The following is a 24,131-nucleotide window of genomic DNA, read 5'->3' as shown; positions in this document are numbered from 1 at the left end:
CGAGCGACGGCCGGGATTGAAGGTGTCGGCCGTCAAACCAGACGCCAATGGCTGACCACGACTACCATTGGACAGATCACGTCCGGATGGCCGCCGTCTTCGCCCTCCTGCCAGCGATGGCGTTCATCGGACCGCTCACCGCGATTCTCGGGCTCGCAATCGTGCTCTTCGCCCTTCCCGAGGACGAGTCAAGCAACGGTAATCCAACCGGAACGGCGTAAGCGATCAAGAGCAGACCATTTCGGTGGCCAAGAGCACGGCTCGAGCGCTAATTAACCGAATCAGCGTCAAATACCCGTAATGTAGCGGGAGGACGAAATACCGGTTCGGACGGGAGACGCAACGATATCGAGAGAGTAAGAGACCGACGTGGGACTCAACGGGGAATCAGCGAACTTAGCTGTTGTAGCCGTGACCGACGTAGAGGGCGAAGGCGTTGGCCACCAACAGGAAGACGAACGTCAGCGTGACGGCCGAATCGCCGAGTCCCTGTGCGAGGAGGGGAGATGCACGAAGGGCAAGGCGATGGCAATCCAGAACGATAGGAACTGGACGGGACCTTTGAGCGAACGGACGAACTGCTCGTAGTAGTCGTGGCTCGGCTCCGCGTCAGGGCTCGACGGAGCGATCGATTCGTTCGAAACGGGGGAGGGATTGGACATCGGAACGGGACACCTCTTCTCAACTATAACATTCACCCACTGCATCATATAATCGGCTGAAGATTGGCGCCGTTTCGGTCCGTTTCACCCCAGTAATGAGAGATGAACGACGTTTGATACGCCCTCATAACTACGTAGACATTTTATAACTCTTTCTCAATAGATATTCCAGAATTGGAATGGGACGCGTGAGATCGGATCGGTCGACCCCGGTCGACGGTTCGCCGACGGCGACGAGCGGAATCTCCTTGTATCGGGGGCGGCATGACTCTCCTATGAGCGAGCGAACGGCGACTGTCACCCGTGCGACGGCCGAGACGACAATCGAGTGTACGCTCGAGATAGACGGGAGCGGAACGGCCGCAGTCGACACCGGTATCGGCTTCTTCGACCACATGCTGACGTCGTTCGCCAAACACGGCCTGTTCGACCTCGAGATCGACTGTGACGGCGACCTCGAGATTGACGATCACCACACAGTCGAGGACGTCGCGATCGTGCTCGGCGAGGCCATCGACGAGGCGCTGGGCGACCGGTCGGGGATCGTCCGCTACGCCGACCGACGGGTCCCGCTGGACGAGGCCGTCGCAGGGACCGTCATCGACGTGAGCGGGCGGCCACGATTCTATTTCGACGGCAGCTTCTCGCAAGCACAGATTGGCGAATTCACCAGCGACATGGCCCGACACTTCGGGGAATCACTGGCGATGAATGCCGGACTGACGCTCCACCTCGAGGTCGACGGTGAGAACGCTCACCACGAGGTCGAGGCGCTGTTCAAGGCGCTCGCCCGAAGCCTCGACGACGCGACACGGCTTGACGAGCGACGGGAGGGGACGCCGAGTACGAAAGGCACGCTATAGCCGTCGACCGATACAGCACGACGCCAAGAGGCAGATCGACGCGAGACTCGAGGGCGTTTTCACGCGTCGTCTTACGAGCGACGGAGTTTGTCTCCCTCTTCGATGAACTCGCCGTCTGCGACGGCGTAGTCGACGATCGCCTCGACCTCGTGGCTCTCGAGGTCGTAGGCACCCGCAGCCAATTCTTCGACGGCGCTCCGTTTCATGGGGAATTCGCGGTTTCGAAGGAGTCGGATGGCCTTGTTGTAGGCCGACGGCGGGCGGGTCGGTGACTCTGTTGGGGCGTCCGCATCGTTCGGTGACTCGGCGTCCGAAGTCTGCTCCGGCTGATCAGTCGAGTCGTCGACGGCCGCCGTCTCGGGCTCGGTCCTTGCGTCTTCTGACCCGGCCGCGTCTGTTCCCTCGGTCGCATCGCTGCCCGCTTTCTCGTCGCTGCCCGCTTTCTCATTGCGCTCGAAGGTGATTCCGTCCTCGAGAACCGAGTCGGATGCCGATTCCAACTGCGATCCGGATTCAGAGCCAGGATTGGCCTCAGTCCTCTCGTCGTCTCGAGCGGTCACCCGCTCGTCGGGCTCCGTCGGCGCATCCGAGACGGTCGCGTTCGGGCTGGTGGTCCGCCGTCGCTTCTCCGTCGATTCGTCGGCGCTGGCGACGACGGCTCCCGATCCGTCGGGTTCGTCGTCGGCAGTCGCGTCCTGATCCCGATCCGCAACGTCGGTTCTGTGCTCGGCACCGGCACGGGCGAGCAGCGGTTCGAGCAGCGTCTCGAGTCGCTCCTTGCAGTCGCGACAGGGAACGACGCGGCGCTGTTCGGTCTCGGTCGGCTCGAGTTCGGGCGGGACGATCTCGAACGCGCCGATCGACTCGGCACCACAGAAATCACAGCTCCGGAGTTCGCGCATAGTGTCGGCCTGCACGGGGACAGTGAAAAATCATCCGTCAGACGGCGTTCCGGGCAGGCGACTACTTCCGACCGCGAGTGAGTCGGCGGTGACGCCCAACGAGACCGATCACCGGACATTATACCGGGGCGGCCGTACACTCGACACCGAATGTTCGACGAGATTATGGAGAAATTCGAGGGATCGCCGAGCCAGCAGGCGGTAATCCGGCTGCTACTCGAGCGAGGGTTTTCCGTCAACGACGACGGCCGAGTCGTCTCCGGCGGGATCGAAATTCCGAACACGGGGATCGCCCGCGAGATCGGCGTCGACCGACGTGTCGTTGACTCGACGACCGATGTCATCCTTGAGGATCCCGAGCTACGACGGATCTTCCAGAACATCTCGCAGGTGCCGAGCCTGATGGATCTGGCACCGGTTTTGGATCTGACGGTGCTCTCCGTCGAAGTGACCAACGCCGAACAGGAGGGAATCGTCTCCGAAGTCACGGGGACGCTGGCAGCAAACGGGATCTCGATTCGTCAGACGATCAGTGAGGATCCTGAGTTCACCGACGAGCCGCGACTCTACCTGATCACCGATGAGGAGCTATCGGGGGAAGTAATCACTGCGATCCGCGATCTCTCGTTCGTCCGGAAAATCGAGATCCAGTAACCGACGGTCAGTCGTCACTCTCGCTCTCGACATCGACATCAACGGTGTCTGCGAAGTCGTCGAGCACCGACTCGAGCGCGCTGGTGAGTTCCTCGAAGCGCTCCATCGACATGTCGTCGGTCGTCACCCAGACGCCGTGTGGCCCACGAATGACCCGCGAGAGGTAGCCGTTCTCGAACATGCGGATCGTCGCCTGGTACTCGCCGAGTTGCGTATTCCGGTAGGCCGACTGCGAGCGAAAGCCCAGTCGCTCGTGTTCGGCGAAACCGATCAGATCGGCGGTCTGTTCCAAATCAGACCGGAGGTAGAGCTGCTCGACGTCGTCTTCGGTGAAGTAGGTAATACTGCGCAGTTCGTCTCCTACTGTCGTCCGGCAGACACTGTATATCTCGTCCGCCAGTTCAGAGTCGATGGTTTCGCCGTCCATGTGTGCACACTACGCACGGAGGAGTAATAGCGTAAGGGTCCGGGCGAAACGGACACTGGCGGCCGGACCACGCTCTGTACGTGGATAGAGGGGACCGACGGGCTCTTTTCGCGGCCCGACGTATCGCCGCTATGGCCTGCGTCGAGACGCCACACCCACGGCGATACGTCCAGCGGCAATCCAAGGGAAAGGGATGGCCGTGAGCCAGGCATATCGCACCGTTACGGAGCCGGCCACCGCCGAGTTCGTCATCCAGGGCTCGGAGTTCATCGGACACGTCCGGCCCGTCGAATCCGTCGACGCGGCCGAGACGTTCGTCGACGCCGTCCGCGAGGAGTACGCCGACGCGACCCACAACGTCCCCGCCTATCGAGTCCGAACTGGCGACGAGGAGACGGACGGCCACTTTCTCCGGGAGTACTCGAGCGACGACGGCGAGCCCTCCAGTTCGGCCGGAAAACCGGCGCTAAACGTCCTGACTCAGCAGGACCTCGAGAACTGTGCGGTCGTCGTGACCCGTTACTACGGCGGCACGAACCTCGGCGTCGGCGGCCTCGTCAGGGCGTACTCCCGCGCGGTGAAAGAGGCGGTCGAGAAAGCCGGTATCGTCGAGGAGCAGCCTCACGAGCGGCTGGATATTACTGTCAAATACGACGACTCGGGGACCGTTCGCTCGATTCTGGAGAGCGAGGGCTACGAATTCGAGGCCGACTACGAGGCCGCGGTCAGCTTCGACGTTCGCGTCCCGCTCGCGGAGGGCGAGGCGTTACGGGACCGGATTCGGAGCGCGACGAGCGACCGGGCCGATCTCGAGTGACCGTCGGAGAACGACGGGAACCCAGTGGCCGCCGCCAGCAGCTTGTTACTGAGTGGAAACGAGAGACGCATCGTTCGGCAGACGGCGCTCGATTTCCGTCAGGGCGTCCTCGAGGTCCGCGAGTTCATCGCGGTCGAAGCGAACGTCGAAGAGGCCGCGATCCAACACGAGTTCGTTCTCGCGCAGCCGAACGTGCGAGACGTCGGTCCACAGGACGATCGAGCGCGTGTACGGCCGTTGCATGACGAGACCGGCGTCGTGAACGCGGACTTCGGGCGTGTCGCCGAGCGGTCCTACGCGCCATCGGCCCTCGGCGAGGCCGCTGCACGCCCAGAGTATCGCCAGCCCGATCCACACGATCGACGCCGTCCAGTCACCGGCGGAGGCGTTTCCCGCACTCAACAGGAGCCACAGAGCGAGAACGACCGCGTCCAGTATCGGGGTGCTCGGCGGGTCCCACCGCCATGCAGTCACGGGCTCGTCGCCCGTGATCGCGTCGACGTACCGGGTCTGGGCCGACCACCCCAGCAGCGAGCCGGTGACGGCGACGGCGACCGTCGAGATGAGTGCAACGAGCACGAATCGCGACTCGAGGGGCACCAGCAGCGATGCGATGACCGCTGTCCCGAACGGAGCGGCCAGCAGGACGACCGCCGCCCGGCGGCGACGGGTTCGGCCGCTCCGAACCGCGAGTCCGCGGACGCGTCCCGCGAGCGCGATACCGACGAGACAGCCGCTCGAGAACCCGGCAGCGACCGTGCCAAGAATGGCGACTGAAGACGCGTCAGTGAGCGCGGCGACGACCGCCACGAAGCTCGCGACGAGAGCGCCAACGTAGCCGCCGAACGCGAGTCGAAATGGCGTGTCCGGCGGCTCATCGGTGTAGCCAGTAGTGTCGCTCGAGTCGGCCGAATTTCGGTCGGGCACGAGCAAACGTTCACCCGGTTGTGTTAAAATTGTAACTGAATCGCGGGGATCGAGAACGAATTACGCGTCGCTCGGAGTCGGAGCGGACACGTCCATCTCGGACCCCGACAACCGGGAGCGATTGCGCTGGGACAGCGCGACGAGGATCACCAGTCCGACGGCCCGCAACAGGAGCGTTACCGCGAGGCCAGTAAGGCCGACGGACGCGCCGGCAAGCGAGAACACCGCCTCGACGATGAGCAGAGGAATCTCGGGGACCATCAGCAGGATCGACGCGATCGCGTACAGCGTGCGATTGCCGGAGTCGACCGGCGAATACTGGCACCCGATGATCGTCACGCCGAGGGCGTACACCCCGAGAAACATCCCGAGGACCGGGACTACGACTTCGGGGAGGAAGAAGCCGAGATCCGAGACGTCGGCCCAGCCGATAACGCTCCACACGTCGCCCGTTTCCCGGACGAGCAGGATGCCCGGCGAGAAGACGAAGGCGAAGGGGACGAGGATCTTGTTCAGCGAGAGGAGGAACGCGCTGATCGCAGTCTTGAGCTCGTCAGCCTTAGCGATACCTGCACCGGCGAAGGCGGCAACGGCGACGGGCGGCGTAACGTCCGCCATGAGTCCGAAGTAGAGCACGAAGAGGTGGGCAGCGAGTACCGCGCCGACGGCTTCTTCGATCGGTCCGCCGAGCATCGCGATCAGGATGATATACATCGCGGTCGTGGGCATCCCCATTCCGAAGATGATCGACGCGATCCCCGTCAGGACGAGCAGGAGCAGTATCGAACCGCCGCTGACGGCCGAGATGAGTGCGGCGAGGTTCGGCCCCAGTCCAGAGACGCTGATGACTCCGGGTACGACACCCGCCGCAGCGACCGCGATGACGACCGTCGTGGCGGTTCGCGCACCGGACTCCATCGATTTCAGCACAAACGCACCGAGTCGATACCCGGTGTGATCGGCGAGTGACGGCCGGTTGATCGCCGCCGCGGCCCGGCGTGCGGAATCGTCGGCCGCTTCGTCTAACTCGAGCAACGGCGAGTCCGAGTGCGGTCGAGCGAACAGGAAGGCCACGCTGACGAGGATCGCGATCATCCCCAGGTCCGACACTGCGGCGGACGCTGCGGCACCGAGCGAGTAGGGGTTCGCTGCCGTCTCGAGGCCGAACGCGACCTGTATCGCGCTCCCGAGTCCGACCCCGTAGCTTGCGAGGGCCGTGGTCTGAGCGACGAAGAGCGCGGCGATCGATCCCAGCAGGGGGACGCCAGTCCGCTCGTTATAGGCGGCAACGACTGCGATCAACGCGACGATGGCGATGATCGTGTACCAGCCGGCGCGACCGATCGAGAGGCGAGCGAAGACCAGGAAGTAGATCAGAAGTGCGATCGGAACCAGATAGAACCAGCCGGTCCGGAGCGCATCGAGGGCGTCCGGCAGTTCCGCACGCGGCAGTCCACCGATACCACCGCGGACGGCTTCGAAGTGGACCATCACCCACATCCCGAAGAAGAAGGCGATGGCGGGCAGGGTCGCGGCCACGATCACGTCCGGGTACGGCGTCCCGGTGTACTCGACGATGAGGAACGCGGCCGCCCCCATCACCGGGGGCAGGATCTGTCCGCCCGACGAGGCGGAGGACTCCACGGCACCGGAGAATTCGGGCGAGTAGCCGGACCGCTTCATCAGCGGGATCGTGAACGCGCCCGTCGTCACCGTGTTCGCGATCGACGAGCCGCTGAGCATCCCCATGAACCCACTCGAGACGACACTCGCCTTCGCCGGACCGCCCTTTCGGGTCCCGGTCGCCGAGTAGGCGAGGTCGATGAACCACTTGCCGGCACCGCTCATCTCGAGGAACGCGCCGAAGAGGACGAAGATGTAGATGTACCTGACACTGACGGTGACCGGGACGCTGAAGATGCCCGCGTTGACCGTGTACCAGAGGTTATAGACGATGCCGCCCCATGTTTCGGGGAGGACCGAGAGCGCACCGATCGGCGAATCGCTCGGGATGATGTAGCCCCATCGGGCGTAGACGATGAACAGACCGACCAGCGACATGAGGTGCACACCGAGGGTCCGTCTGGTCGCCTCGAGTACCAGCAGGATGCCGAGCGCTCCGAGGAGGAACGCGTACGAGACACTGTCGAGTGGAATGCCGACCATCGTGACGGCCGTGACCAGCGGCTCGAGCGCGGGATACATCTCGTGTATCGGGCGGGCACCGTGGATCCCGAGGACCGCGAGCTCCTGAATCTCATCGATCTCAGTGACGATGTAGTACGTGGGAAGGATCGAGAGGACGACGAGCGCGATGTCCACCGGCGTGATCCGATCCATCTCGGGATCGACGGCGGCCCAGCGCGCCCCGTCCGCGAGTCGCGTCGCCGCCCTCGAGAGCGGGTGGTCCGGCCCGAATATCGATCGGGCGGCGGGCGGGATCCGACCGAGCCGTCTGGCGACGAACCCGTCTCCCCGGCTCCCCGGGAAGAGCAGGAACGCGAGGATCAACGCGAACGTGACGTGGATCGCGTTGACCTGTAGCTGCTGGAGCGAACCGAGAGTGAATTCGCCGACGACCGGCAGCGTCGCGCCGAACTCACGGCTGCGTGCGGCGAGCCACAGTTGAAACGCCGAAAACAGGATGCCGACCAGCGCGACGGCGACGACCGCGGGGCCCTGAAGGGTGCGGCGGCGCTCGACTTCCTGCATGATCTCTTCTTGCTCTTCCTCCGAAACCGCGTCCGTATTCGTATCAATGCTCATAGCGAGTCAGAATATTGTGCGTTGTCGGATTCCAAATCGGCCGCAGCGGATCGGTCCGTCAGGAGCGGGGTGCCAAACAATCGGTCGTCGACGGAGATGGCGACGGGACCGTCGGATCGCTCGACCAGATCGTACCGCTCGCCGTTGATCACAAGTTCGTGGCCGGCGATCGAGCCGGGAACGACCGGAACCGCCTCGTATGTATCGTTGCGCGTCACGACGAGTCCCTCGTCGGTCCGTTCCATCGGTTCGGCGGCCGGGAGCCCCGCACCGTGGGAATGGAACACCATCCGGTCCATCCGCAGTTCGGCACCGTCCACGACGTACACGTCCTCGACCGGTGTCTTCTCGACACTGTGCGTGTACGCAAGCGTCACCTCGTCACCGTCGTCGACGGGAACCTCGAGCAGGCGCTCGCCCGAATCGGCGTCGGCGACGACAAGCGTCTGTCCGCCCGAGGTCGACGCTACAACGGCTGCCGATCCGAGGAGGGCGGCAAACACCACGAGCGCGGCGATAGCGACGGACCGTCTGGTCGGTCGTTGCATATGAATTATCGAAGGTGAATCGATCCGTTATCCGAAGTACGCTTTGGCTCCGGGGTGGAGGTCGATCGGCATCCCGTCCTGGGCCGAGTCGGCGCTGATGAAGTCCGTCTTGTAGTCGAGATCGTCAGTATGATCGAAGATCGCCGCCGTTATCGCTTCGACGACTTCGTCCTCGACGCCGTCGTGGGTCGCGATCATCGCTTGGACGGAGACGGTCTCGACATCGGAGTCGATTCCGTCGTAGGTACCGGCCGGAACGGTATCGTTGGCGAACCACTCGGCCTCGGCTCGGATATCGTCTCGGAGGTCGCCCGAGATTTCGACCAGACTGATGTCGTTGGTCGTCGCGAGGTCCTCGATGGAACCGGCCGGCCAGCCGGCGACGACGAACGCCGCGTCGATGTCGCCGTCTCGGATCTGGTCGGCCGCTGTCTCGAAGTCGGCGTTTTGCTCGTTGAAGTCGTCTTCCGTGATCCCGGCGGTCTCGAGGATCTGGAGGGCGTTGACCTGCGTCCCGCTACCGGGAGCACCGGTGTTGACCGTCGCGTCGCCGAGGTCCTCGACGGACTCGATCCCCGAATCGGCCTGCGTGATGACGTGGATCGTCTCGGGGTACAGCGTCGCGACGCCGCGGATGTTATCCATTCCCTCACCCTGAAGTTGCTCGATACCGGTTCCGTTCACCGCGAAGTATGCGATGTCGTTCTGGATCAGCGCGAAGTCAGCCTCCTCTCGGTTGAGGTTACTGACGTTCTCGACGCTGGCCCCGGTCGACTCTACCTGCAGGGAGTAGTCCGTGTTTTCCTCGGCGATGGTCTTGAAATTCCCCGAGAGCGGGTAATACGTCCCACCGGTGCCGCCGGCGTGCCACGAGAGGGTGTTACCTCCTTCGCCACCGAGACAGCCGGCGAGACCGGCAATACCAGTAATACCTGCCGCCTTCACGAAAGATCGTCGGTTGAAATCGTATGACATACTCCGAGGCGTAGTAACGGAGTCATATATAGATTTTTAATTGTTAATTAGAATCCGGATAACACTCCGGAGACACGTACAATCAGATTTTATTATCAGGTGTTCGTTCACTAATAAATCTGTTTTCATATCCTTGTACCCTTAAATATGTATTATGATCATACAACGGACCGAACGCGATCAGAAACAAGAGTTCGGGACCAGATATACTTGCATCGAGGTCGTCCCGCCGCTCGTGGACAGAAACGTCGGCGGACTCGACCGTCTCGGCCGGTTCGTCCTGGCAGCGATACTCCTCGTCGTCGGCTACCGGAACCGAAATCGAACGCTCGGCGCGCTGGCGTTCATCGCTGGAAGCGACATCCTCGCAACCGCGTTCATCCAGCGATGTCCGGTGAACGCGTTGCTGGGAATCGACACTTGTAGGACTGATCAGTAGCGGTACCCGGAACGATACGAGCGAGGCACTCGAGGCGTTACGAGAGGATCGCTCGAGAACGGTCGGCCGATTACTCCTCGGGATCGTACGGCGCGACGTCGTCAACCGATGGGGCACCGATCGCGACGACCGAGACCGATTCGTCGGCGTCGTCGGGATTGTATGCTCGGTGCGGAGAGTTCGGCTGCGCCGCGAACATCGACCCGTCCGGGACGACGAGTTCGCCCTCGGGCGTCTCGACGTGGAGGGTACCCGAGAGGACGAGGAACGCCTCCTCCTGGGTATCGTGGACGTGATAGGCCAGCGGCAGCTGCTCGCCCGGCTCCGCGTCGAACCGGTTGATCGCGACGTTGTCCATCCCGGCGGCCTCGCTTAGTTGGCGAAGATCGCAGGGTCGATCATCGACTCGTTCGAGGTCGTCCGGATCGACGACGCTGTAGTCCATAGACGGTTGACTCGTGGGGATCCGCAAAAGTCCGTCGGCACCCGTTTCCGTCCTGACAGCCGGCTGGAGCGAGTGGTTATGTCGTCCGGAACGCCCGGTCGCCGGCGTCGCCGAGGCCGGGCACGATGAAGCCATCCTCGTCGAGGCGGTCGTCGATCGAGACCGTCAGCAGGTCGGCCACGTCGAACTCCTCATTGACCCGGAGCAGCCCCTCCGGTGCCGACACCGCAGAGAGGACGATCAGGTTCTCCGGTTGGACCGCGTTCTCGACGACGTGCTCGAGGACGGTACACATCGTACTCCCCGTCGCGAGCATCGGATCGGCGATGATGACCGTGTCCTCCTCGTGGATCTCGGGCAGTTTCACGTAGTCGACCGAGATGGGGAACGAACCGTCCTCGGCACGGCCGGCTTCCTCGTCTCGGCTCGCGCTGATGACTCCCTGACGCGCTCGCGGGAAGGCCTTCAACAGTCCCTCGACGAACGGCGTCGCCGCGCGCAAGACGTTGATGATGACCACGTCGTCGAGTCCGCGGACGCGCTCGCCCATCGTCGGTTCTAAAGGCGTCTCGATCTCGACATACTCGGTCTCCATCCGGCCGTCAATGATCTCGTAGCCACAGATCCGACCGAGTTTGACCAGCCCCTTACGGAAGCTGACCTGCTCGGTCTCGACGTCGCGTAGGCGCGAGAGCGTGTCCTTCGCCAATGCATGCGTAATGAGATAGGCGTTGTCCCGGTCTTCGATCGGCATATCCCTACAGCCACTCGCCGGGTAGTTCACAGTGTCGATCAGCGGCGACCCGCTCGTCGGCTCGCGATTTGAACTGGCGGCAACTCGCGAAATCCGGTCTTGAGATCGCTAACTCGAGGTTACCGGATCGTGAGGGGAGAGACGGGTCGAACTCGAGTGTCGTCGCGGCGAAGTGAAACACTGCTTGGCTACCGGAACGGTCGTAACAGTGGACTCGGTTTAATCGATCGATCAGCGTAGCTCTCGACTCCCCATCGCGGGCGATAAGTTCCAATGAGTCACCAGTATAACCAACAGCCGCGGCAGGAACGAACCGGACAGCAGCCGACACGGATGTCTGGCGAGCAGTCGATGGGTGGTGGACAGCAATCGATGAGCGGCGGTCAACAGGGGAATCCGCAGCAAATATAGTAGCCACTGAAACGATTTACACACTGATCGCACAGCTGTCATGCGATCAGGTGTACATTGACTTTCAGTGGCTACTATAGGCAGTCAACAGCCGTCCGGCCAAGGGATGGCCGGACAGGGAATTCAGGGCCGGCAGTCATTCGAGAATCACCTCACCAACGAACTGCGGATCGCGCTCGAGGACTTCACCGAACTGTCCCACATCGCCGAGTGGTGTGCGAAGATGTGCGCATCGGAGGGACCACAGCTCGCGACGTGTGCGGCGATCTGTCGCGACATTGCGGAACTGGCCGAGTTCAACGAGAAGCTGATCGCGCGCGACTCGATGTTCGGCCCCGAGATTGTGGACACGTTCGTCCGGATCGCCGAGGAGAGCCTGCCCGAACTCCAGCAGTTCCAGCAACACCCCCACGTCGCCGAGACGATTTCGGCAATCGACCGCACCATCGACTCCAGTCTGACGCTGCTCGAGATGGTCGGCGACGGCCAGGGAGCGGGCGGGCACAAATGGGTGGCCAGCAGATGGGAGCACAACAGCCCAGCGACCGGATGGGACCGGGGATGACCGGCGGTCAGCAGATGGAAAGTCAACAGATGAGCGGTCAGCAGATGGGTGGCCAGGGAACGAGCGGGCAGCGCTAGTTCCCCGCCGACCACCCCCGTCCAAGCGGACGACGGCAGAGAAGTTTATACCTATCCGCACGCTATCACTCGGCCAGCCGAATGGAAGAGAGCATCTCGGGGTTCAAAGTTCGCGGTGACTGGGGCGACATCGTTGAACACGGCGAGCGCATCACGCGCGCGCTTCGAGACGTCGACGTTCACGATCCTGACCAGAAGCATGGCGCTCGCTTCGCGCGCGCCTTCGAGGAGTGGGACGAGTGGCGTCCCAAGGCCCACGAAACCCTCGATTCTGACGTCAGCGAAAAGACCGCAGACCAGGCCAGCGTCGAAGAAGGCAAGGGCGAGAAAGCGGGCAAAGAGCCCGACGAGGACATCAAAACCGCCGGCGAGAAACTCTCGGAGTCATACGAGCAACTCGAGGAAGACGATGCCGAGGCCGCGGTCGACAACTGGAAGGAGTCGATCGATTACGTCGCGCGGGCGGCCGACTCCGCGAGCCGCAAGGCACTGCGCCGCGTCGAGGACACGGTCTATCAGAACGTGATGACTCAACTCGCGCCCTACTACTTCGACAACGAACTCGTCAGCGCCAATATCCAGCAGTCGACGCGCAACGGTGGCAACGGCGAGCAGTTCGTCTTCGAGGTCAACGTCAACGACGACGTCCTCAAGGAGAACGTCTCCGACCGACTCGACGACTACGAGGACGAGGTTGACCGCTGGCACGTCGAAGTCGAGAAGGACACTGATGCGGCCGAGGCCATCGAGGGCGCGGAGCCGCCGCCGGAACCCGACGACAACTCCAGATCGACGACGAACTGAGACAGCCCTTCGAGTCGCCGCCCACTCGCTTCCGGAGCGATCCGCTCGAGAATAGCTGAAATTATATGTTCAAATGACAGAACTATCGTATGGAGCGCGACGGACGCGCGACCGCGAAATGGCTCCTCGAGCCGACCGACGATGGGGCACCGCTCAGAGTCGGAATATTGGGGTGGCTGGTCCTCATAAACGGGATCCGGATCGGTATTCAATGCATTAGTGGGGAGACCTCTCTCGGGATGTGGCCATCAATCGTCTTCGGTGGGTGTACGGTCGCTATCGGATGGGCGATCATCACCGGTCGGCCGATCGGCCTCGCCGGCGGGTTCCTTGCTTGGAGTGTCCACATTATATCGGGATTTTTGGGGATTCTCAACTCAGGTACTGTCGAAGATGATGTCGATCTACTACTGGGTATCGGAGCTGCCACAACGCTCTGGCTGACCGGACTATGGATCCTGTACAGACGCAGTGATTTCTTTCTCGAGCACGCCGCGACCGATTCCGAGCCAGTCGAATAATGTGGGCGAGTTTCCGACGGGACGGAAAACGGATACGGTGATCAGGAAGATACTCACGGATCTACTCACCACATAGATTCGACCGTGCCCTGTGCGATTGCGATATCCACGCCATCCGTCGTTAGCAGTTGCAGGTCGGCACACACTTGTAGGGGCCGCTAATAGGAAGCGAGTAGATGGTCGATGTCGCCACGCTCGGGACCTTCGCTGTGGCCGCAGTCGCGAGTCTCTTCATGGCCTGGGCAATCGGGGCCGGCTCGAGCGGTTCGACGCCGTTCGCGCCGGCCGTCGGCGCGAACGCGATTTCGGTGATGCGAGCCGGTTTTCTCGTCGGGCTGCTCGGCTTCGCCGGCGCGGTGCTTCAGGGCGCGAACGTCTCTGAGGCGGTCGGGACCGGACTGATCGGCGGCGTGACGCTGTCGTCGCTCGCTGCCACGATCGCCCTGCTCATCGCGGCCGGGTTGGTGGCGATCGGCATCTTCACGGGGTATCCGATCGCGACGGCGTTTACAGTCACGGGAGCGGTAATCGGAACCGGTCTCGCGATGGGCGGCGACCCGGCGTGGGCGAAGTACACCGAGATCGCCACACTGTGGGTGCTGACGCCGTTCGTCGGCGGCGGCATCGCCTACGCGGTCGCCCGCACGCTCCGCGCCGAGGTGGTCGCCGAGGAGTATCTCATCATCGTCTTAGCCGCGATCGTCGGCGCGATCGTCGGTAACATCGAGTTCGCGATTCTCGGCCCAGCAGACGCCGGCGGGGCGTCGATCGCGCAGGCCTCGAGCAGCTGGATCCCTGGCCCCGCAATCGCGGGTACTGTCGCCGCGACGGTCGTGATCGCGATGGCCTGGGCTGGGGCAATCGCACTGGATCTCAGGAATGGAACCGAACGAGGCGAGCGGCATTTCTTGCTCATCCTCGGCGGACTCGTCGCGTTCTCCGCTGGCGGTAGCCAAGTCGGGCTGGCGATCGGCCCGCTGATCCCGCTGTCGGGTGAACTCGACCTACCGCTGATTGCGATGCTCGTCGGCGGCGGGTTCGGTCTCCTGATCGGATCCTGGACCGGCGCACCGCGAATGATCAAGGCCATTTCACAGGACTACTCCTCGCTGGGGCCGCGCCGGTCGATCGCCGCGCTTATCCCCTCATTCATCATCGCGCAGACCGCCGTCCTCTACGGCATTCCGGTCTCGTTCAACGAGATCATCGTCAGTGCGATCATCGGGAGCGGTTACGCCGCAGCCGGCGCCGGTGGCGGCGTCAGCGCGCGGAAGATGGGCTTTACCGTGCTCGCGTGGGTCGGCTCGCTGGCCGGCGCGATTATCATCTCCTTTATCGGCTACATTGCCGTCGCCGCGATCCTGCTCTGAGCCGGGCGACATCGAACAGTCTTTACACGAGAGGTCGTGAGTTTGACGCATGGACGAGGACGCCGTCGACGTCACCGACCCCTCCGACGAGACGATCCAGTGGCGGCGAGACGCCAGTACCTCACGCACCGTACGACTCTTGTGGGCGTTCGGCGTCGGCACCTTCTTTGCTGCGATCGGTACCGTCATCTGCTGGCGACTGTACAGGATCGCCGGCTCGGCCGTGGGTGGCCCCGGCCGGACCGTCGTTCTCGCACTCATCGCGGCATTCGCTGCGACCGTCCTCGCGCTCGCCGCCTCGAGCAACACCGAGGCACACCTCGCACGGGTCGCCAGTGCGCTTCCCATCGACGCACCGACGGGAACGAGCCTGGACCGAGCGATGGACGCCGCCGTCGGCGCGATCGTCATGGGGATCGTCATCGGGGCACTGATGGGCGTCGGTCGGTACGTCTCGCACAACGAACTGCTGGCCGTCGGTGCCGGTCCGTTTACCGGGCTGGCCACCCTGTTGATTCCGATCGCGCTCGTCGCGCTCATCCTCGCCTCGTTCCTGCAGTCGGTCGGTGCGTTCGACCGCGAGGAGGAAACGCTCTACTTCTACGATCCCGAACAGGCGGTCGATCTTTCGTTGATCAACGCCGTGTCCAGTCGGCAATTTGGCGATACGACCATCATGACCTTCGAGTACAAACAGCCCGACGGCCAATACGTTGCGGGACCGCGTCGAATCGCCGTGCCACCCGAGATCGCCGGCGAGATTCGAGCGATCATCGACGCGCGTCGGGTCAGGTTCTCCGAGAGAGTCAAACAGCGGATACGGAGCGTCGGACGCCGGCTTCGGAGCGTCGTGAGACGGTGAGTTGCCGGCACCGTGTGTCGGCATGTAGCGGTTACAGCGATTCCGTTTCGGCTCGTCGGAAGATGGTCGCCGTGAGAAGATCCGTTGTGAGGTCGTCGTGAAAAGGCCACCGTGAACTACTCGAGCGGACTATCTGTCACGTCGCCAGCATCGGGTTCTTCTTCAAGCGACTCGTCCTCGTCGGACTCGGTCGCTTCCGCCTCGAGTTTCGTCAACCGGGCCATCATGATCCGGGTGTTTTCGACGTCTTCGACGGTGATGCGGACACCGTCGTAGGTAATCTCTTCGCCCTCTTCGACGAGGCGGCCCGCGCGGTTGAAGATGAAGCCGGCGATGGTCTCGAACTCCTGACCCTCGGGTAGATCGATGTCGAGGGCCTCGTTGACGTCCTCGATGTTGACCTCGCCGCGGACGAGGACGGTTTCGTCATCGATCTCCTCGATCGGCTGTTCCTCGCCGCCCTCTAAGATTTCGCCGATGATCTCCTCGATCATGTCTTCCATCGTCACCAGCCCCTCGGTGGTGCCGAACTCGTCGATGACGATCGCCATGTGCATCCGGTTTTCCCGCATTTCCGTTAGCAGTTCGTCAACGTTCTTGGACTCGGGGACGTGCAGCGTCGGCTGGATGAGGTCCGCGAGCTCGAGTTCGTCGTTGCCGGTTTCACCGTAGTTGAGATCACGCACGAGGTCACGAATGTGGACAACCCCCTGAACGTTGTCGAGGCTGCCCTCGTAGACCGGAATCCGGGCGTGGCCGCTCTGGATACAGGTCTCGATCGCTTCGTCGATATCGGCGTCTTTCGGAACCGCCGTCATGTCGAGTCGCGGCGTCATCACCTCCTTGACGATGGTGTTGTTAAAGCGGAAGATACGCGTGAGCATCTCGTGTTCCTCCTCCTCTAAGACGCCCTCGCGCTCGCCGGACTCGATCATCTCCTGAATCTCGTCGCGAGTGACGTACGGCGACTCAATCGCTCCCGTCGATCCGATGAGCCTGTTGATCTGTCGTGTGAGGTAATCGAAGAGGACGATCAACGGAAAGAGGAGATACTCCGTGGCCTTCAGCGGCCTCGCGATACGAATCGACCATGTCTCCGCGTTCTCGACGGCGTAGGACTTGGGGACGCTCTCGCCGAACAGGAGGACGAGCGCAGTGATCCCGAACGTCGCCAGCAAGACGCCGACCAGCCCCCCGAAGTGGATCGACAGAATCGCCGTTGCGATCGATGACATCGCGATGTTGACGATGTTGTTGCCGACCAGAATCGTCACGAGAAGCCGGTGAGGATCGTCCTTAAGCCCTTTGACCAGGTCAGCGCCGGGGATATCGTCTTCGATCATCCCCTCGAGGCGGTGTTTCGGCAGGTTGAACATCGCAATCTCGGACGAGGAGAAAAACGCCGAGAGCCCGATGAGGACGGCAATTGCGAGCACACCGAGGGTCGTCACTATGGACTGGTCGAACCCGATACCCACAACTGGAACCTCGTAGGCAGCCAACGGAACGGCGAACAGCGGAGACAACGCCATTGATGGCAGCATTATAGCTGGATCGGTTAACCGTTTCCCATTTTACACCGGATCACGGTCATCACCGCCGGCGACGACACGTTTACCCGATCGTTTCCCGTACGTCCGTCCATGAGCGAGACCGCCGAACCACCGATCACGTTCTATCGGCTCCAGGGCTGTCCGTACTGCGAGCGGGTCACCCGGCTGTTGAACGAGTACGACCTCGCATACCGATCGCGGTTCGTCGAACCGATGCACTCCGAACGCGACATCGTCAAACGCGTCGCCGGCGTCCGGACCGTTCCCGTCATCGTCGACGAGAACACTGGCGTCACGATGGCGGAAAGCGCCAACATCGTAGGCTATCTCGAGTCAACCTACGGCGAGGGCGACCGTCCCGACGCGGCCGCCGCGGGCGCGGGAGGTGACGACTGATGCCGGACTTCGAGGTCGTCGAACTCGGTCCGACGGACCACCCCGAACCCGGCGAAGAGGCACCCGAGTTCACCCGACCGCTCGTCACCGACGAGTTCTGGGAGGACCGAACCCTCTCGGAACTCGTCAGCGAGGCCGACAGCCGAACGATCCTCGTCTTCACCCCGATGACAGGTTCCTTCCTCGCCAAGTACGTCTGGGACGAACTCGCGGACCGAAACTGGGACGACCGCGCAGGGCAGGTCGTCGGCGTCACGGCCTCGACCCCCTACAGCGTCAAACGATTCCTCGACGACAACGACTATCCGTTCGCGTTTGTCTCTGATCCGAGCAACAGGGTCGCGGAGTCCTACGGCGTCGACCACGATCTCGACGGGATGACCGGTATCAGCGAACCACGCGTCGCCTTCTTCGCGCTCGACGACGATCGCACAGTCGAGGGCGCGTGGGTCGCCACCGACTGGCCCGACTTCCCCGACTACGACGACCTCGAGGCGGAACTCGGCCTCGAGTGAAGTTTCGGACCCGAACGATACCTTTTTGCTCGACATCCGTCGATTTCGAACCGAATGAGCGAACTCGACCGCGCGGCCGACGCGATCGAATCGGGGGCCCTCGTCGTCTATCCCACCGAGACCGTCTACGGCCTCGCCGCAGCGGCGCTCGAGCCCAACGCCGTCGAACGCGTCTTCGAGGTGAAGGGCCGCGACCGCTCGAAACCGCTCTCCCTCGCGGTACCCTCGGTCCCGTCGGCGCTGCAGTACGTCCGCGCGACCGAGCGGGAGCGGCGGTTCATGGCGACGTTTCTCCCTGGCCCCGTAACAGTCCTCTGTCGGCGGCGTGAGGCCGTCCCGGACGAACTCACGGCGGGCCGCGACCGCGTCGGCGTCCGCGTGCCGGATCACGACCTCGCGCTTGCACTCTGTGAGCGGGCCGGCACACCGATCACCGCGACGAGCGCGAACGTCAGCGGCCGGGAGAGTGCCCGGCGGCTCGCAGATCTGGACCCCGAAATCCGCGAGGCGGCCGCGGTCGTCCTCGACGGCGGCGACGAGCAGGGCTCGTCGGCCCGTCAGACGGGGTCTGACGACTGCGAAACGGACGGCACCGAAAGCACCGTCGTCAACGTCTCGAGCGAGACGATCCACCGACGCGGGGCGCAGGCCGCCGAGATCGAGGCCTGGCTCGAGGACTCGTAACAGGGGGAATGGGGCCAGTAAAAGGGGGCCAATATCTCACTTCGGACTGGTCACCCGGCATGCGGTGGCGCGCGCTGGGCCGCGGTTCACCGCGGCGCAATATCGTGCGAGGGATGAGTGAACGCTAGTGAGCGAATCGGCTGGGGAGGGCGTGGCGAGTCCCTGTTGCCACGGTAGCAGGACGCGTTGTCTTACTCATTTCCACCGGAACCCCCTGCTCTATTCAGACACCTATCGAACGGTCCTCATTACCGAGCCGGTTTCAACGTTCGAAATCGCGCTACGTCACTGTCCGAACCCCAGCAACGACCGCAGGGTCCGCGTCTTCACCCCACACTCCGCGGCGAACTCACAGGATTCACACTTCGAGCGGTTGTTCGTCCGCGCCGGTGGACCATCTAACTCGCGGACCGCCCGGAGCGCGCTCCGATACTGTGCCTTCCGTCGCGTCGTCATATCGATCGATCGGATCACGCCGTCGGCCGGATACTCGAGCCAAGCCCGGTCGACCGACTCCTGGTGCTCCCAGGCAAGTGCCTTCGCGGCCGCGACCGCGTGGACCGACTGGGACTCCCAGACGCCGTTTTCGGGCGGTTTCCCCGACGAAATCAGCGACGGCTCGAGCGGGTCTTCGAGCACTTTGTGGACGATGCCCCGACAGTGTCGCCCGGTCGCGAACACCTCCCGATCGGCAGGTTCGGAGAGGCGGTCCCACTGGCCCGCGTCCGCGAGTCGATCACGGGCCGCGCCCAGTCGATCACGGTAGCGAACGGCCGGGACGGCGATCGGCTCGGACTCGAGGGCTCCCGGCGAGGCCTCGAGCAGCTCGTCGTACCGAGTCGCGAGCGCTCGAATCGACTCGACCTCGGGCGGCGGCTCACGATCCTCGTCGGCCTGTCTGCGTTGGTAGTAACACTTCCGCGGGCAGTAAGCCGCGGTCCGCAGATCGCTAAACGAGACGGGAGTGCGGGTCACGAAACGTCTGGCCGCGTCTTCTCGTAAAAAGCCTCGTCCGAACGCCGACCGTGACGTGCGAATGGGCCTTCGGCTCGTTATACAGACGGGGTTCGAGCGAGCACAGCGAGCGAGGATCCCGTAAAAAGTTCGGTGCTTAGAAGTCTACCTCAGTCTCCATCCCCTCCGTCGCGTCCTCGAGGCCGTCCTCGCGGAGATCGGATGTCATCCGCTCGGAGAGGTCGGCATCGGCGAGGATACTGTTGAACTCGTCGCGGTACCGGTCGTTCGCCGCTCGAGACTGGTCTTTTGCTTCGGCAACGCGTCGATAGCGGCGGATCCGGGCCTCGGTGACGTCGTACTCCTCGGCCAGCGTCGTATTGTCTTCCTCGCGGTCGCGGATCGCCGCGAGGTCGACCTCGTCGGCATCGCCCTCGGCCGCGAGATGCAGCGACAGTCGGGCCTCGAAGACCTCGTCGGTGTCGACGTTCAGTTCATCAGCGATTTCTTCGTCACTCCGGTCGTCGTAGAAGCCTCTGGCGACCGTGAGCAACTCCTCGTCCGAGAGGGCTGTCTCGAACTCGTACCGCTCGCGCATCTGTTGGACGACGCTCTCGAGGCGTTCCTCGTCCGATCGCTCGTCTCGCTCGATGGAACCACGGGTATTTTCCTGTGATTCGGTGACGGTCTCCTCGCCGTCGGTGACGTCAGTGAAGATATCCCGGAGCTCCTCGGTTTTGTCGTTCATGGGTGGACACTCCAGACGGGAGTCTATTTAAGCCTGTTGCCAGATCACGTTGGACCAGCAAATAGAACATGGTCGACAATTATAAACTTGAAATAGTAGAGAAATTTTCGCAAGACAGCGTCGGGGTTGTCTTCCGGACGGTGTGGCAAGAATTAAGTTACAGCCCACCCCTCATTGGACATGAACGTCTTAGCACAGTCAGACGTGGCCAGGGAGACGTACTGGGGGATTTCCAGCGTCGAATACGCGGTGTTTTACCTCCTCGCGTTTACCGCTATCGCCGTCTTCACGTACGGCGTCTATCAGCGGTTCTCCCGCTATGCTGAGGGGGACGACGACTCGTTCCCGCGGCTCAACGACCTGCAGAACCGTATCGTGAGCGCGACCAAGATCGCACTTTCGAACGAGAAACAGTTCAACAGGGATCTCTACGGTGGTCTGATGCATTCCTTTATTCTGTGGGGATTCCTGACGCTATTCGTCGCGACACTTATCCTGATGGCCGAAGAGTACGCCGCGGAGAAGATTCTCCATATGTCGTTTTGGAATGGTGATTTCTATCTCGCCTACCAGTTCATGGTCGACGCACTGGGGCTCCTCTTCGTCGTCGGCATCGGGATGGCGATGTACCGACGCTACTGGGTCCGCAACCATCGCCTCTGGGATCGACACACCTCCACCGAGGATGACGCCTTCATCTGGATCCTGTTCGCGCTCGGCGTCGGTGGCTTCCTCCTCGAGGGGCTGCGCGTCTACAGCGCCGGGATTCCGGACCACGAGATCGTCAGCTTCGTCTCCTACGGCATGGCACTTGGTTTCGACGCGATCGGGCTCCCGACACTGGGTGCCCAGGAGGCCGGGCTCAACGGTGGCGGCCTGAACGTCGAGAACCTCCACTGGCTCGCGTGGTGGTCCCACTCGCTGCTTGCCTTCTTCTTCATCGCCTGGATTCCCTACGCTAAGCCGTTCCATATGATCTCCTCGTTCGCGAACGTTGTCACGCGCGACGAGAAAGCGGGACAGCGCCTGCCCAACGTCCCGTCGGATCTGGATGCAACCAACGCCGAATCCATCGACGACTTCACCTGGAAGGAAATCCTGGACCAGGACGCCTGTACCAAGTGCGGCCGTTGTTCCTCCGTCTGTCCGGCCAAGTCCTCCGACCGCCCGCTGGACCCGCGGAACGTCATCCTCGACTTGAAGTCCTACCGCGAGGATCTCGATGCCGGCGGCGAGGAGCAACCCATCATCGCCGACGGCGGCACGAGCGTCATCAACTCGGAGACCATGGAGTCCTGCATGGCCTGTATGGCCTGTATGGACGCCTGCCCCGTCGAGATCGAGCATCTCAAGAGCTTTACCCGACTCAACCGACAGATGACCGATCAGGGCGACGTCGACTCCAACATGCAGGACGTCTTCCAGAACGTCATGCAAAACGGCAACACGTTCGGCAACTCGCCGCGCAACCGCGGCGACTGGGCCGACGAACTCGAGTTCGACGTCACCGACGCCCGCGAGGAGGAAGTCGACTACCTCTGGTACGTCGGCGACTTCCCGAGCTACGACGAGCGCAACAAGCAGGTCGCCCGTTCGCTGGCGACCATCCTCAAGGAGGCCGACGTCAGCTTCGGTATCCTCTTCGACGACGAGAAGTTCGACGGCAACGACATCCGCCGCGTCGGCGAGGAGTTGCTCTACGTCGAACTCGCTGGTCACCACGTCGAAACGTGGGAGGACTGCGAGTTCGATAAAATCGTCTGCACTGACCCCCACTCCTACAACACGTTCAAGAACGAGTATCCGGAGGTCAACTTCGACGAGTTCGCCGACGACCCGATGATGCCCTTCGAGTACGAAGACCAGTGGAACGAAGACGGCGAGATCGACGTGCTCCACTGGACTCAGGCCGTCGAAGAGCTCGTCGACGACGGCACCCTCGATCTGGACGGAACCGAACTCGATTACACGGTCACCTACCACGATCCGTGTCACCTCGGCCGGTATAACGACGAGTACGAGGCCCCGCGCGAACTCATCAAAGCGACAGGCTGTACGTTAGACGAGATGCCCCGCAACCGCAGCAACTCCTTCTGTTGTGGCGGCGGCGGTGGCGGCCTCTGGATGGACTTCGAGGAAGAGCCCAAACCCAGTGAGGAGCGCATTCGAGAAGCGCTCGAGGACACCGATGCCGGCAGCGGCATCGAGAAGTTCGTCGTCGCCTGTCCGATGTGCATGACGATGTACGAGGACGGCCGCAAGACCGGCGACTACGAGGACGAGATCGAGATTGTCGACGTCGCCGAACTCATCGTCGAGGCCATCGGCAAGGAAGACGAAGCGCAGGTCGAAGTCGCTGCTGACTGATCGGATCAATCTCGACGAGTTGGAGGTTTTCTCCGTCCTGAGTACCGAACCGATTGATATCGAGACCGTGTGTTCGCCGTCCAGCTACGGCGTAGAATCATCTCGAACAGCTCGATTACCGCGTCTGTTGACTCGTAAGCGTCTCGAATGATCCGCTCGAGCCATCTCCGTGCTCTCGACCGACGGGCGCGTATGTGCGTATTCCAACCACTCTCGGAAAACCGTTTCCGCTGATTTTCTTGCTGAAGAGCCAGTAGCCGTCAAAAGACGAACGAGCCGAATTACTATCTCGGTAGCTAGTCAGAACGCCCGACCGAAGCCGACGCGTCGGCAGCGGTATCGACCCGCTTCACGTTACGAACGAACTCAAGGAAGTTGTCGAAGACGAGTTTCGCCTCGCAGGCCTCGCGGTAGTTCGCCTCGGTGATCTCGCCGAGGATCGACTCGAGGCGTTCGTCGGAGAGTTCCTTGCGGTGGACGAGTTCGCGGGCGGTTCGCATGTCATACTCAGGGTGAAACTGGACGCCGAAGACCCGATCCTTGCGGAAGCCGTGGTTGGAGTAGTCGTTCTCCGCGAGAGGCTCGGCACCGGACGGAAGAGCAGCGACTGCGTCGGAGTGGCTGGTGAAGGCGGTAAAGGTGTCGTCGATGCCGTCGAACAGCCGCGAGTCGGCGGTCTGCTCGATCTCGCTGTAGCCAACCTCATAGGCGCCCATGTCGGCGACGGTGCCGCCGAGGACGTCGGCCAGTAGCTGGTGGCCCCAACAGACGCCGAGGAAGGGGATTCCGCGATCGATTGCGTCACCGACCCACTTCTTGACCGGTGCCATCCAGTCGTCGTCCCAGTAGACCGACGACCGGGAGCCGGTGACGACGGCTCCATCGTAGTCGAAGTCGTCCGGTACCGTGCCGTCGGTGGCGTCGAACTCCGCCAGCGAGGCGTCGAGTTCGCGCCGGAAGTTCCGTGTCGTGTTCTCGTCCCGGTGAGCCGCGTTTAGGACGGCGACTCGGAGTTGATCCATTGCACCATAGTGGCGACTCGATGAAAATAGGCCTTCCGCCCGGTGCCGTGGTTGCCGCAATCGCGGACGGATCGCTCGTTGCCGACGCGCGGGGCGAAGACAT

26 protein-coding genes and 1 pseudogene are annotated in these 24,131 nt (G+C 62.6%); 14 read left to right on the top strand and 13 right to left on the bottom strand.

The features are described 5' to 3' along the window. The first annotated feature begins 47 nt into the window (after window positions 1–47). Window positions 48–221, top strand: coding sequence for a hypothetical protein (locus K6I40_RS19515; RefSeq protein ID WP_222915630.1), 174 nt, complete (start codon window positions 48–50; stop codon window positions 219–221). 175 nt (window positions 222–396) lie between these two features. Here K6I40_RS19515 and K6I40_RS28625 read toward each other — a convergent pair. After that, window positions 397–662: pseudogene (locus tag K6I40_RS28625) on the bottom strand (hypothetical protein). Window positions 663–937: 275 nt separating this feature from the next. Between K6I40_RS28625 and hisB the strand changes: the two are divergent. Then, window positions 938–1,525 carry an imidazoleglycerol-phosphate dehydratase HisB gene (hisB, locus tag K6I40_RS19505; protein ID WP_222915626.1) on the top strand — a complete coding sequence of 196 codons (588 nt, stop codon included), beginning with the start codon at window positions 938–940 and terminating at the stop codon, window positions 1,523–1,525. 71 nt (window positions 1,526–1,596) lie between these two features. Here the strand turns inward: hisB and K6I40_RS19500 are convergent, their stop codons facing one another. After that, window positions 1,597–2,427: an MSCRAMM family adhesin SdrC gene (locus tag K6I40_RS19500; RefSeq protein ID WP_222915624.1), complete on the bottom strand. Its 831-nt coding sequence runs from the start codon at window positions 2,425–2,427 to the stop codon at window positions 1,597–1,599. 150 nt (window positions 2,428–2,577) lie between these two features. Here K6I40_RS19500 and K6I40_RS19495 point away from each other — a divergent pair, with 150 nt between their 5' ends. Continuing rightward, window positions 2,578–3,081 carry an amino acid-binding protein gene (locus tag K6I40_RS19495; RefSeq protein WP_222915622.1) on the top strand — a complete coding sequence of 168 codons (504 nt, stop codon included), beginning with the start codon at window positions 2,578–2,580 and terminating at the stop codon, window positions 3,079–3,081. A gap of 7 nt (window positions 3,082–3,088) precedes the next feature. Here the strand turns inward: K6I40_RS19495 and K6I40_RS19490 are convergent, their stop codons facing one another. Further along, window positions 3,089–3,508: a hypothetical protein gene (locus K6I40_RS19490; protein ID WP_222915620.1), complete on the bottom strand. Its 420-nt coding sequence runs from the start codon at window positions 3,506–3,508 to the stop codon at window positions 3,089–3,091. A gap of 199 nt (window positions 3,509–3,707) precedes the next feature. Here K6I40_RS19490 and K6I40_RS19485 point away from each other — a divergent pair, with 199 nt between their 5' ends. Continuing rightward, window positions 3,708–4,325, top strand: coding sequence for a YigZ family protein (locus K6I40_RS19485; protein ID WP_222915618.1), 618 nt, complete (start codon window positions 3,708–3,710; stop codon window positions 4,323–4,325). 45 nt (window positions 4,326–4,370) lie between these two features. On the opposite strand, the gene K6I40_RS19480 is transcribed toward K6I40_RS19485, so the two are convergent. Genes K6I40_RS19480 through K6I40_RS19465 form a run of 4 tightly spaced genes read right to left on the bottom strand, consistent with a single transcriptional unit; the run spans window position 4,371 to window position 9,541 of the window. After that, complete coding sequence (locus K6I40_RS19480) at window positions 4,371–5,252, bottom strand: hypothetical protein (RefSeq protein WP_222915616.1); 882 nt, start codon at window positions 5,250–5,252, stop codon at window positions 4,371–4,373. A gap of 60 nt (window positions 5,253–5,312) precedes the next feature. Next, window positions 5,313–8,018: a TRAP transporter fused permease subunit gene (locus K6I40_RS19475; RefSeq protein WP_222915614.1), complete on the bottom strand. Its 2,706-nt coding sequence runs from the start codon at window positions 8,016–8,018 to the stop codon at window positions 5,313–5,315. Continuing rightward, the gene (locus K6I40_RS19470; RefSeq protein WP_222915612.1) at window positions 8,015–8,566 is read right to left on the bottom strand and encodes a DUF1850 domain-containing protein; all 552 of its coding nucleotides are present in this window, start codon (window positions 8,564–8,566) and stop codon (window positions 8,015–8,017) included. Before K6I40_RS19470 ends, K6I40_RS19475 begins: the two co-directional genes overlap by 4 nt. Before the next feature lie 27 nt (window positions 8,567–8,593). Further along, entirely contained in the window at window positions 8,594–9,541 is a 948-nt protein-coding gene (locus K6I40_RS19465; protein ID WP_222915604.1) for a TAXI family TRAP transporter solute-binding subunit, read from the bottom strand. Window positions 9,542–9,776: 235 nt separating this feature from the next. Between K6I40_RS19465 and K6I40_RS19460 the strand changes: the two genes are divergently transcribed. Continuing rightward, window positions 9,777–9,980: a DUF2892 domain-containing protein gene (locus K6I40_RS19460; protein WP_222920410.1), complete on the top strand. Its 204-nt coding sequence runs from the start codon at window positions 9,777–9,779 to the stop codon at window positions 9,978–9,980. Between the two features lie 70 nt (window positions 9,981–10,050). Here the strand turns inward: K6I40_RS19460 and K6I40_RS19455 are convergent, their stop codons facing one another. Beyond that, the gene (locus K6I40_RS19455) at window positions 10,051–10,425 is read right to left on the bottom strand and encodes a cupin domain-containing protein (RefSeq protein WP_222915603.1); all 375 of its coding nucleotides are present in this window, start codon (window positions 10,423–10,425) and stop codon (window positions 10,051–10,053) included. 76 nt (window positions 10,426–10,501) lie between these two features. After that, window positions 10,502–11,179: a uracil phosphoribosyltransferase gene (gene upp / locus K6I40_RS19450; RefSeq protein WP_222915601.1), complete on the bottom strand. Its 678-nt coding sequence runs from the start codon at window positions 11,177–11,179 to the stop codon at window positions 10,502–10,504. Window positions 11,180–11,657: 478 nt separating this feature from the next. On the opposite strand from upp, the gene K6I40_RS19445 reads away from it, so the two are divergent. From K6I40_RS19445 to K6I40_RS19425, 5 genes are all read left to right on the top strand, one after another. After that, window positions 11,658–12,155, top strand: coding sequence for a hypothetical protein (locus K6I40_RS19445; RefSeq protein WP_255681780.1), 498 nt, complete (start codon window positions 11,658–11,660; stop codon window positions 12,153–12,155). A gap of 158 nt (window positions 12,156–12,313) precedes the next feature. Next, the gene (locus K6I40_RS19440; protein ID WP_222915599.1) at window positions 12,314–13,036 is read left to right on the top strand and encodes a DUF5828 family protein; all 723 of its coding nucleotides are present in this window, start codon (window positions 12,314–12,316) and stop codon (window positions 13,034–13,036) included. Between the two features lie 89 nt (window positions 13,037–13,125). Next, complete coding sequence (locus K6I40_RS19435) at window positions 13,126–13,557, top strand: hypothetical protein (RefSeq protein WP_222915597.1); 432 nt, start codon at window positions 13,126–13,128, stop codon at window positions 13,555–13,557. 176 nt (window positions 13,558–13,733) lie between these two features. Continuing rightward, window positions 13,734–14,927, top strand: a complete 1,194-nt coding sequence (locus tag K6I40_RS19430) for an inorganic phosphate transporter (RefSeq protein ID WP_222915595.1) — start codon at window positions 13,734–13,736, stop codon at window positions 14,925–14,927. 49 nt (window positions 14,928–14,976) lie between these two features. Beyond that, entirely contained in the window at window positions 14,977–15,789 is an 813-nt protein-coding gene (locus K6I40_RS19425; RefSeq protein ID WP_222915593.1) for a hypothetical protein, read from the top strand. A 116-nt stretch (window positions 15,790–15,905) separates the two neighbouring features. Here the strand turns inward: K6I40_RS19425 and K6I40_RS19420 are convergent, their stop codons facing one another. Continuing rightward, entirely contained in the window at window positions 15,906–17,321 is a 1,416-nt protein-coding gene (locus K6I40_RS19420; protein ID WP_222915591.1) for a hemolysin family protein, read from the bottom strand. A 111-nt stretch (window positions 17,322–17,432) separates the two neighbouring features. Here K6I40_RS19420 and K6I40_RS19415 point away from each other — a divergent pair, with 111 nt between their 5' ends. The 3 genes from K6I40_RS19415 to K6I40_RS19405 are packed head-to-tail and all read left to right on the top strand — an operon-like array spanning window position 17,433 to window position 18,937. Continuing rightward, window positions 17,433–17,738: a glutathione S-transferase N-terminal domain-containing protein gene (locus K6I40_RS19415; RefSeq protein WP_222915589.1), complete on the top strand. Its 306-nt coding sequence runs from the start codon at window positions 17,433–17,435 to the stop codon at window positions 17,736–17,738. Then, a complete protein-coding gene (locus K6I40_RS19410; protein WP_222915587.1) occupies window positions 17,738–18,253 on the top strand; it encodes a redoxin domain-containing protein in 516 nt (171 codons plus the stop codon). Before K6I40_RS19415 ends, K6I40_RS19410 begins: the two co-directional genes overlap by 1 nt. Window positions 18,254–18,307: 54 nt before the next feature. Next, window positions 18,308–18,937, top strand: coding sequence for an L-threonylcarbamoyladenylate synthase (locus K6I40_RS19405; RefSeq protein ID WP_222915585.1), 630 nt, complete (start codon window positions 18,308–18,310; stop codon window positions 18,935–18,937). Window positions 18,938–19,222: 285 nt separating this feature from the next. Here the strand turns inward: K6I40_RS19405 and K6I40_RS19400 are convergent, their stop codons facing one another. Beyond that, window positions 19,223–19,912, bottom strand: coding sequence for a hypothetical protein (locus K6I40_RS19400; protein WP_222915583.1), 690 nt, complete (start codon window positions 19,910–19,912; stop codon window positions 19,223–19,225). A gap of 136 nt (window positions 19,913–20,048) precedes the next feature. Continuing rightward, on the bottom strand, window positions 20,049–20,639 hold the full coding sequence (locus K6I40_RS19395) for a conditioned medium-induced protein 4 (protein WP_222915581.1): 591 nt from the start codon (window positions 20,637–20,639) through the stop codon (window positions 20,049–20,051). Window positions 20,640–20,819: 180 nt separating this feature from the next. On the opposite strand from K6I40_RS19395, the gene K6I40_RS19390 reads away from it, so the two are divergent. After that, window positions 20,820–23,006, top strand: a complete 2,187-nt coding sequence (locus K6I40_RS19390; protein ID WP_222915579.1) for a (Fe-S)-binding protein — start codon at window positions 20,820–20,822, stop codon at window positions 23,004–23,006. Window positions 23,007–23,302: 296 nt separating this feature from the next. Here the strand turns inward: K6I40_RS19390 and K6I40_RS19385 are convergent, their stop codons facing one another. Further along, the gene (locus tag K6I40_RS19385; protein WP_222915577.1) at window positions 23,303–24,028 is read right to left on the bottom strand and encodes a type 1 glutamine amidotransferase; all 726 of its coding nucleotides are present in this window, start codon (window positions 24,026–24,028) and stop codon (window positions 23,303–23,305) included. Window positions 24,029–24,131: the final 103 nt, after the last annotated feature.

It is taken from the genome of Natrinema sp. SYSU A 869, assembly GCF_019879105.1.
Taxonomy (GTDB): Archaea; Halobacteriota; Halobacteria; order Halobacteriales; family Natrialbaceae; genus Natrinema.
The sequence above is the reverse complement of the archived record's forward strand: the minus strand, read 5'-3'. Positions and strand labels throughout refer to the sequence as shown.

Coding starts and splice junctions, on each gene's coding strand:
- K6I40_RS19420 (WP_222915591.1), bottom strand. CDS start 17,321: ATGGCGTTGTCTCCGCTGTTCGCCGTTCCGTTGGCTGCCTACGAGGTT.
- upp (WP_222915601.1), bottom strand. CDS start 11,179: ATGCCGATCGAAGACCGGGACAACGCCTATCTCATTACGCATGCATTG.
- K6I40_RS19395 (WP_222915581.1), bottom strand. CDS start 20,639: ATGAACGACAAAACCGAGGAGCTCCGGGATATCTTCACTGACGTCACC.
- K6I40_RS19515 (WP_222915630.1), top strand. CDS start 48: ATGGCTGACCACGACTACCATTGGACAGATCACGTCCGGATGGCCGCC.
- K6I40_RS19490 (WP_222915620.1), bottom strand. CDS start 3,508: ATGGACGGCGAAACCATCGACTCTGAACTGGCGGACGAGATATACAGT.
- hisB (WP_222915626.1), top strand. CDS start 938: ATGAGCGAGCGAACGGCGACTGTCACCCGTGCGACGGCCGAGACGACA.
- K6I40_RS19500 (WP_222915624.1), bottom strand. CDS start 2,427: ATGCGCGAACTCCGGAGCTGTGATTTCTGTGGTGCCGAGTCGATCGGC.
- K6I40_RS19425 (WP_222915593.1), top strand. CDS start 14,977: ATGGACGAGGACGCCGTCGACGTCACCGACCCCTCCGACGAGACGATC.
- K6I40_RS19495 (WP_222915622.1), top strand. CDS start 2,578: ATGTTCGACGAGATTATGGAGAAATTCGAGGGATCGCCGAGCCAGCAG.
- K6I40_RS19390 (WP_222915579.1), top strand. CDS start 20,820: ATGAACGTCTTAGCACAGTCAGACGTGGCCAGGGAGACGTACTGGGGG.
- K6I40_RS19440 (WP_222915599.1), top strand. CDS start 12,314: ATGGAAGAGAGCATCTCGGGGTTCAAAGTTCGCGGTGACTGGGGCGAC.
- K6I40_RS19475 (WP_222915614.1), bottom strand. CDS start 8,018: ATGAGCATTGATACGAATACGGACGCGGTTTCGGAGGAAGAGCAAGAA.
- K6I40_RS19470 (WP_222915612.1), bottom strand. CDS start 8,566: ATGCAACGACCGACCAGACGGTCCGTCGCTATCGCCGCGCTCGTGGTG.
- K6I40_RS19435 (WP_222915597.1), top strand. CDS start 13,126: ATGGAGCGCGACGGACGCGCGACCGCGAAATGGCTCCTCGAGCCGACC.
- K6I40_RS19410 (WP_222915587.1), top strand. CDS start 17,738: ATGCCGGACTTCGAGGTCGTCGAACTCGGTCCGACGGACCACCCCGAA.
- K6I40_RS19465 (WP_222915604.1), bottom strand. CDS start 9,541: ATGTCATACGATTTCAACCGACGATCTTTCGTGAAGGCGGCAGGTATT.
- K6I40_RS19455 (WP_222915603.1), bottom strand. CDS start 10,425: ATGGACTACAGCGTCGTCGATCCGGACGACCTCGAACGAGTCGATGAT.
- K6I40_RS19430 (WP_222915595.1), top strand. CDS start 13,734: ATGGTCGATGTCGCCACGCTCGGGACCTTCGCTGTGGCCGCAGTCGCG.
- K6I40_RS19405 (WP_222915585.1), top strand. CDS start 18,308: ATGAGCGAACTCGACCGCGCGGCCGACGCGATCGAATCGGGGGCCCTC.
- K6I40_RS19385 (WP_222915577.1), bottom strand. CDS start 24,028: ATGGATCAACTCCGAGTCGCCGTCCTAAACGCGGCTCACCGGGACGAG.
- K6I40_RS19415 (WP_222915589.1), top strand. CDS start 17,433: ATGAGCGAGACCGCCGAACCACCGATCACGTTCTATCGGCTCCAGGGC.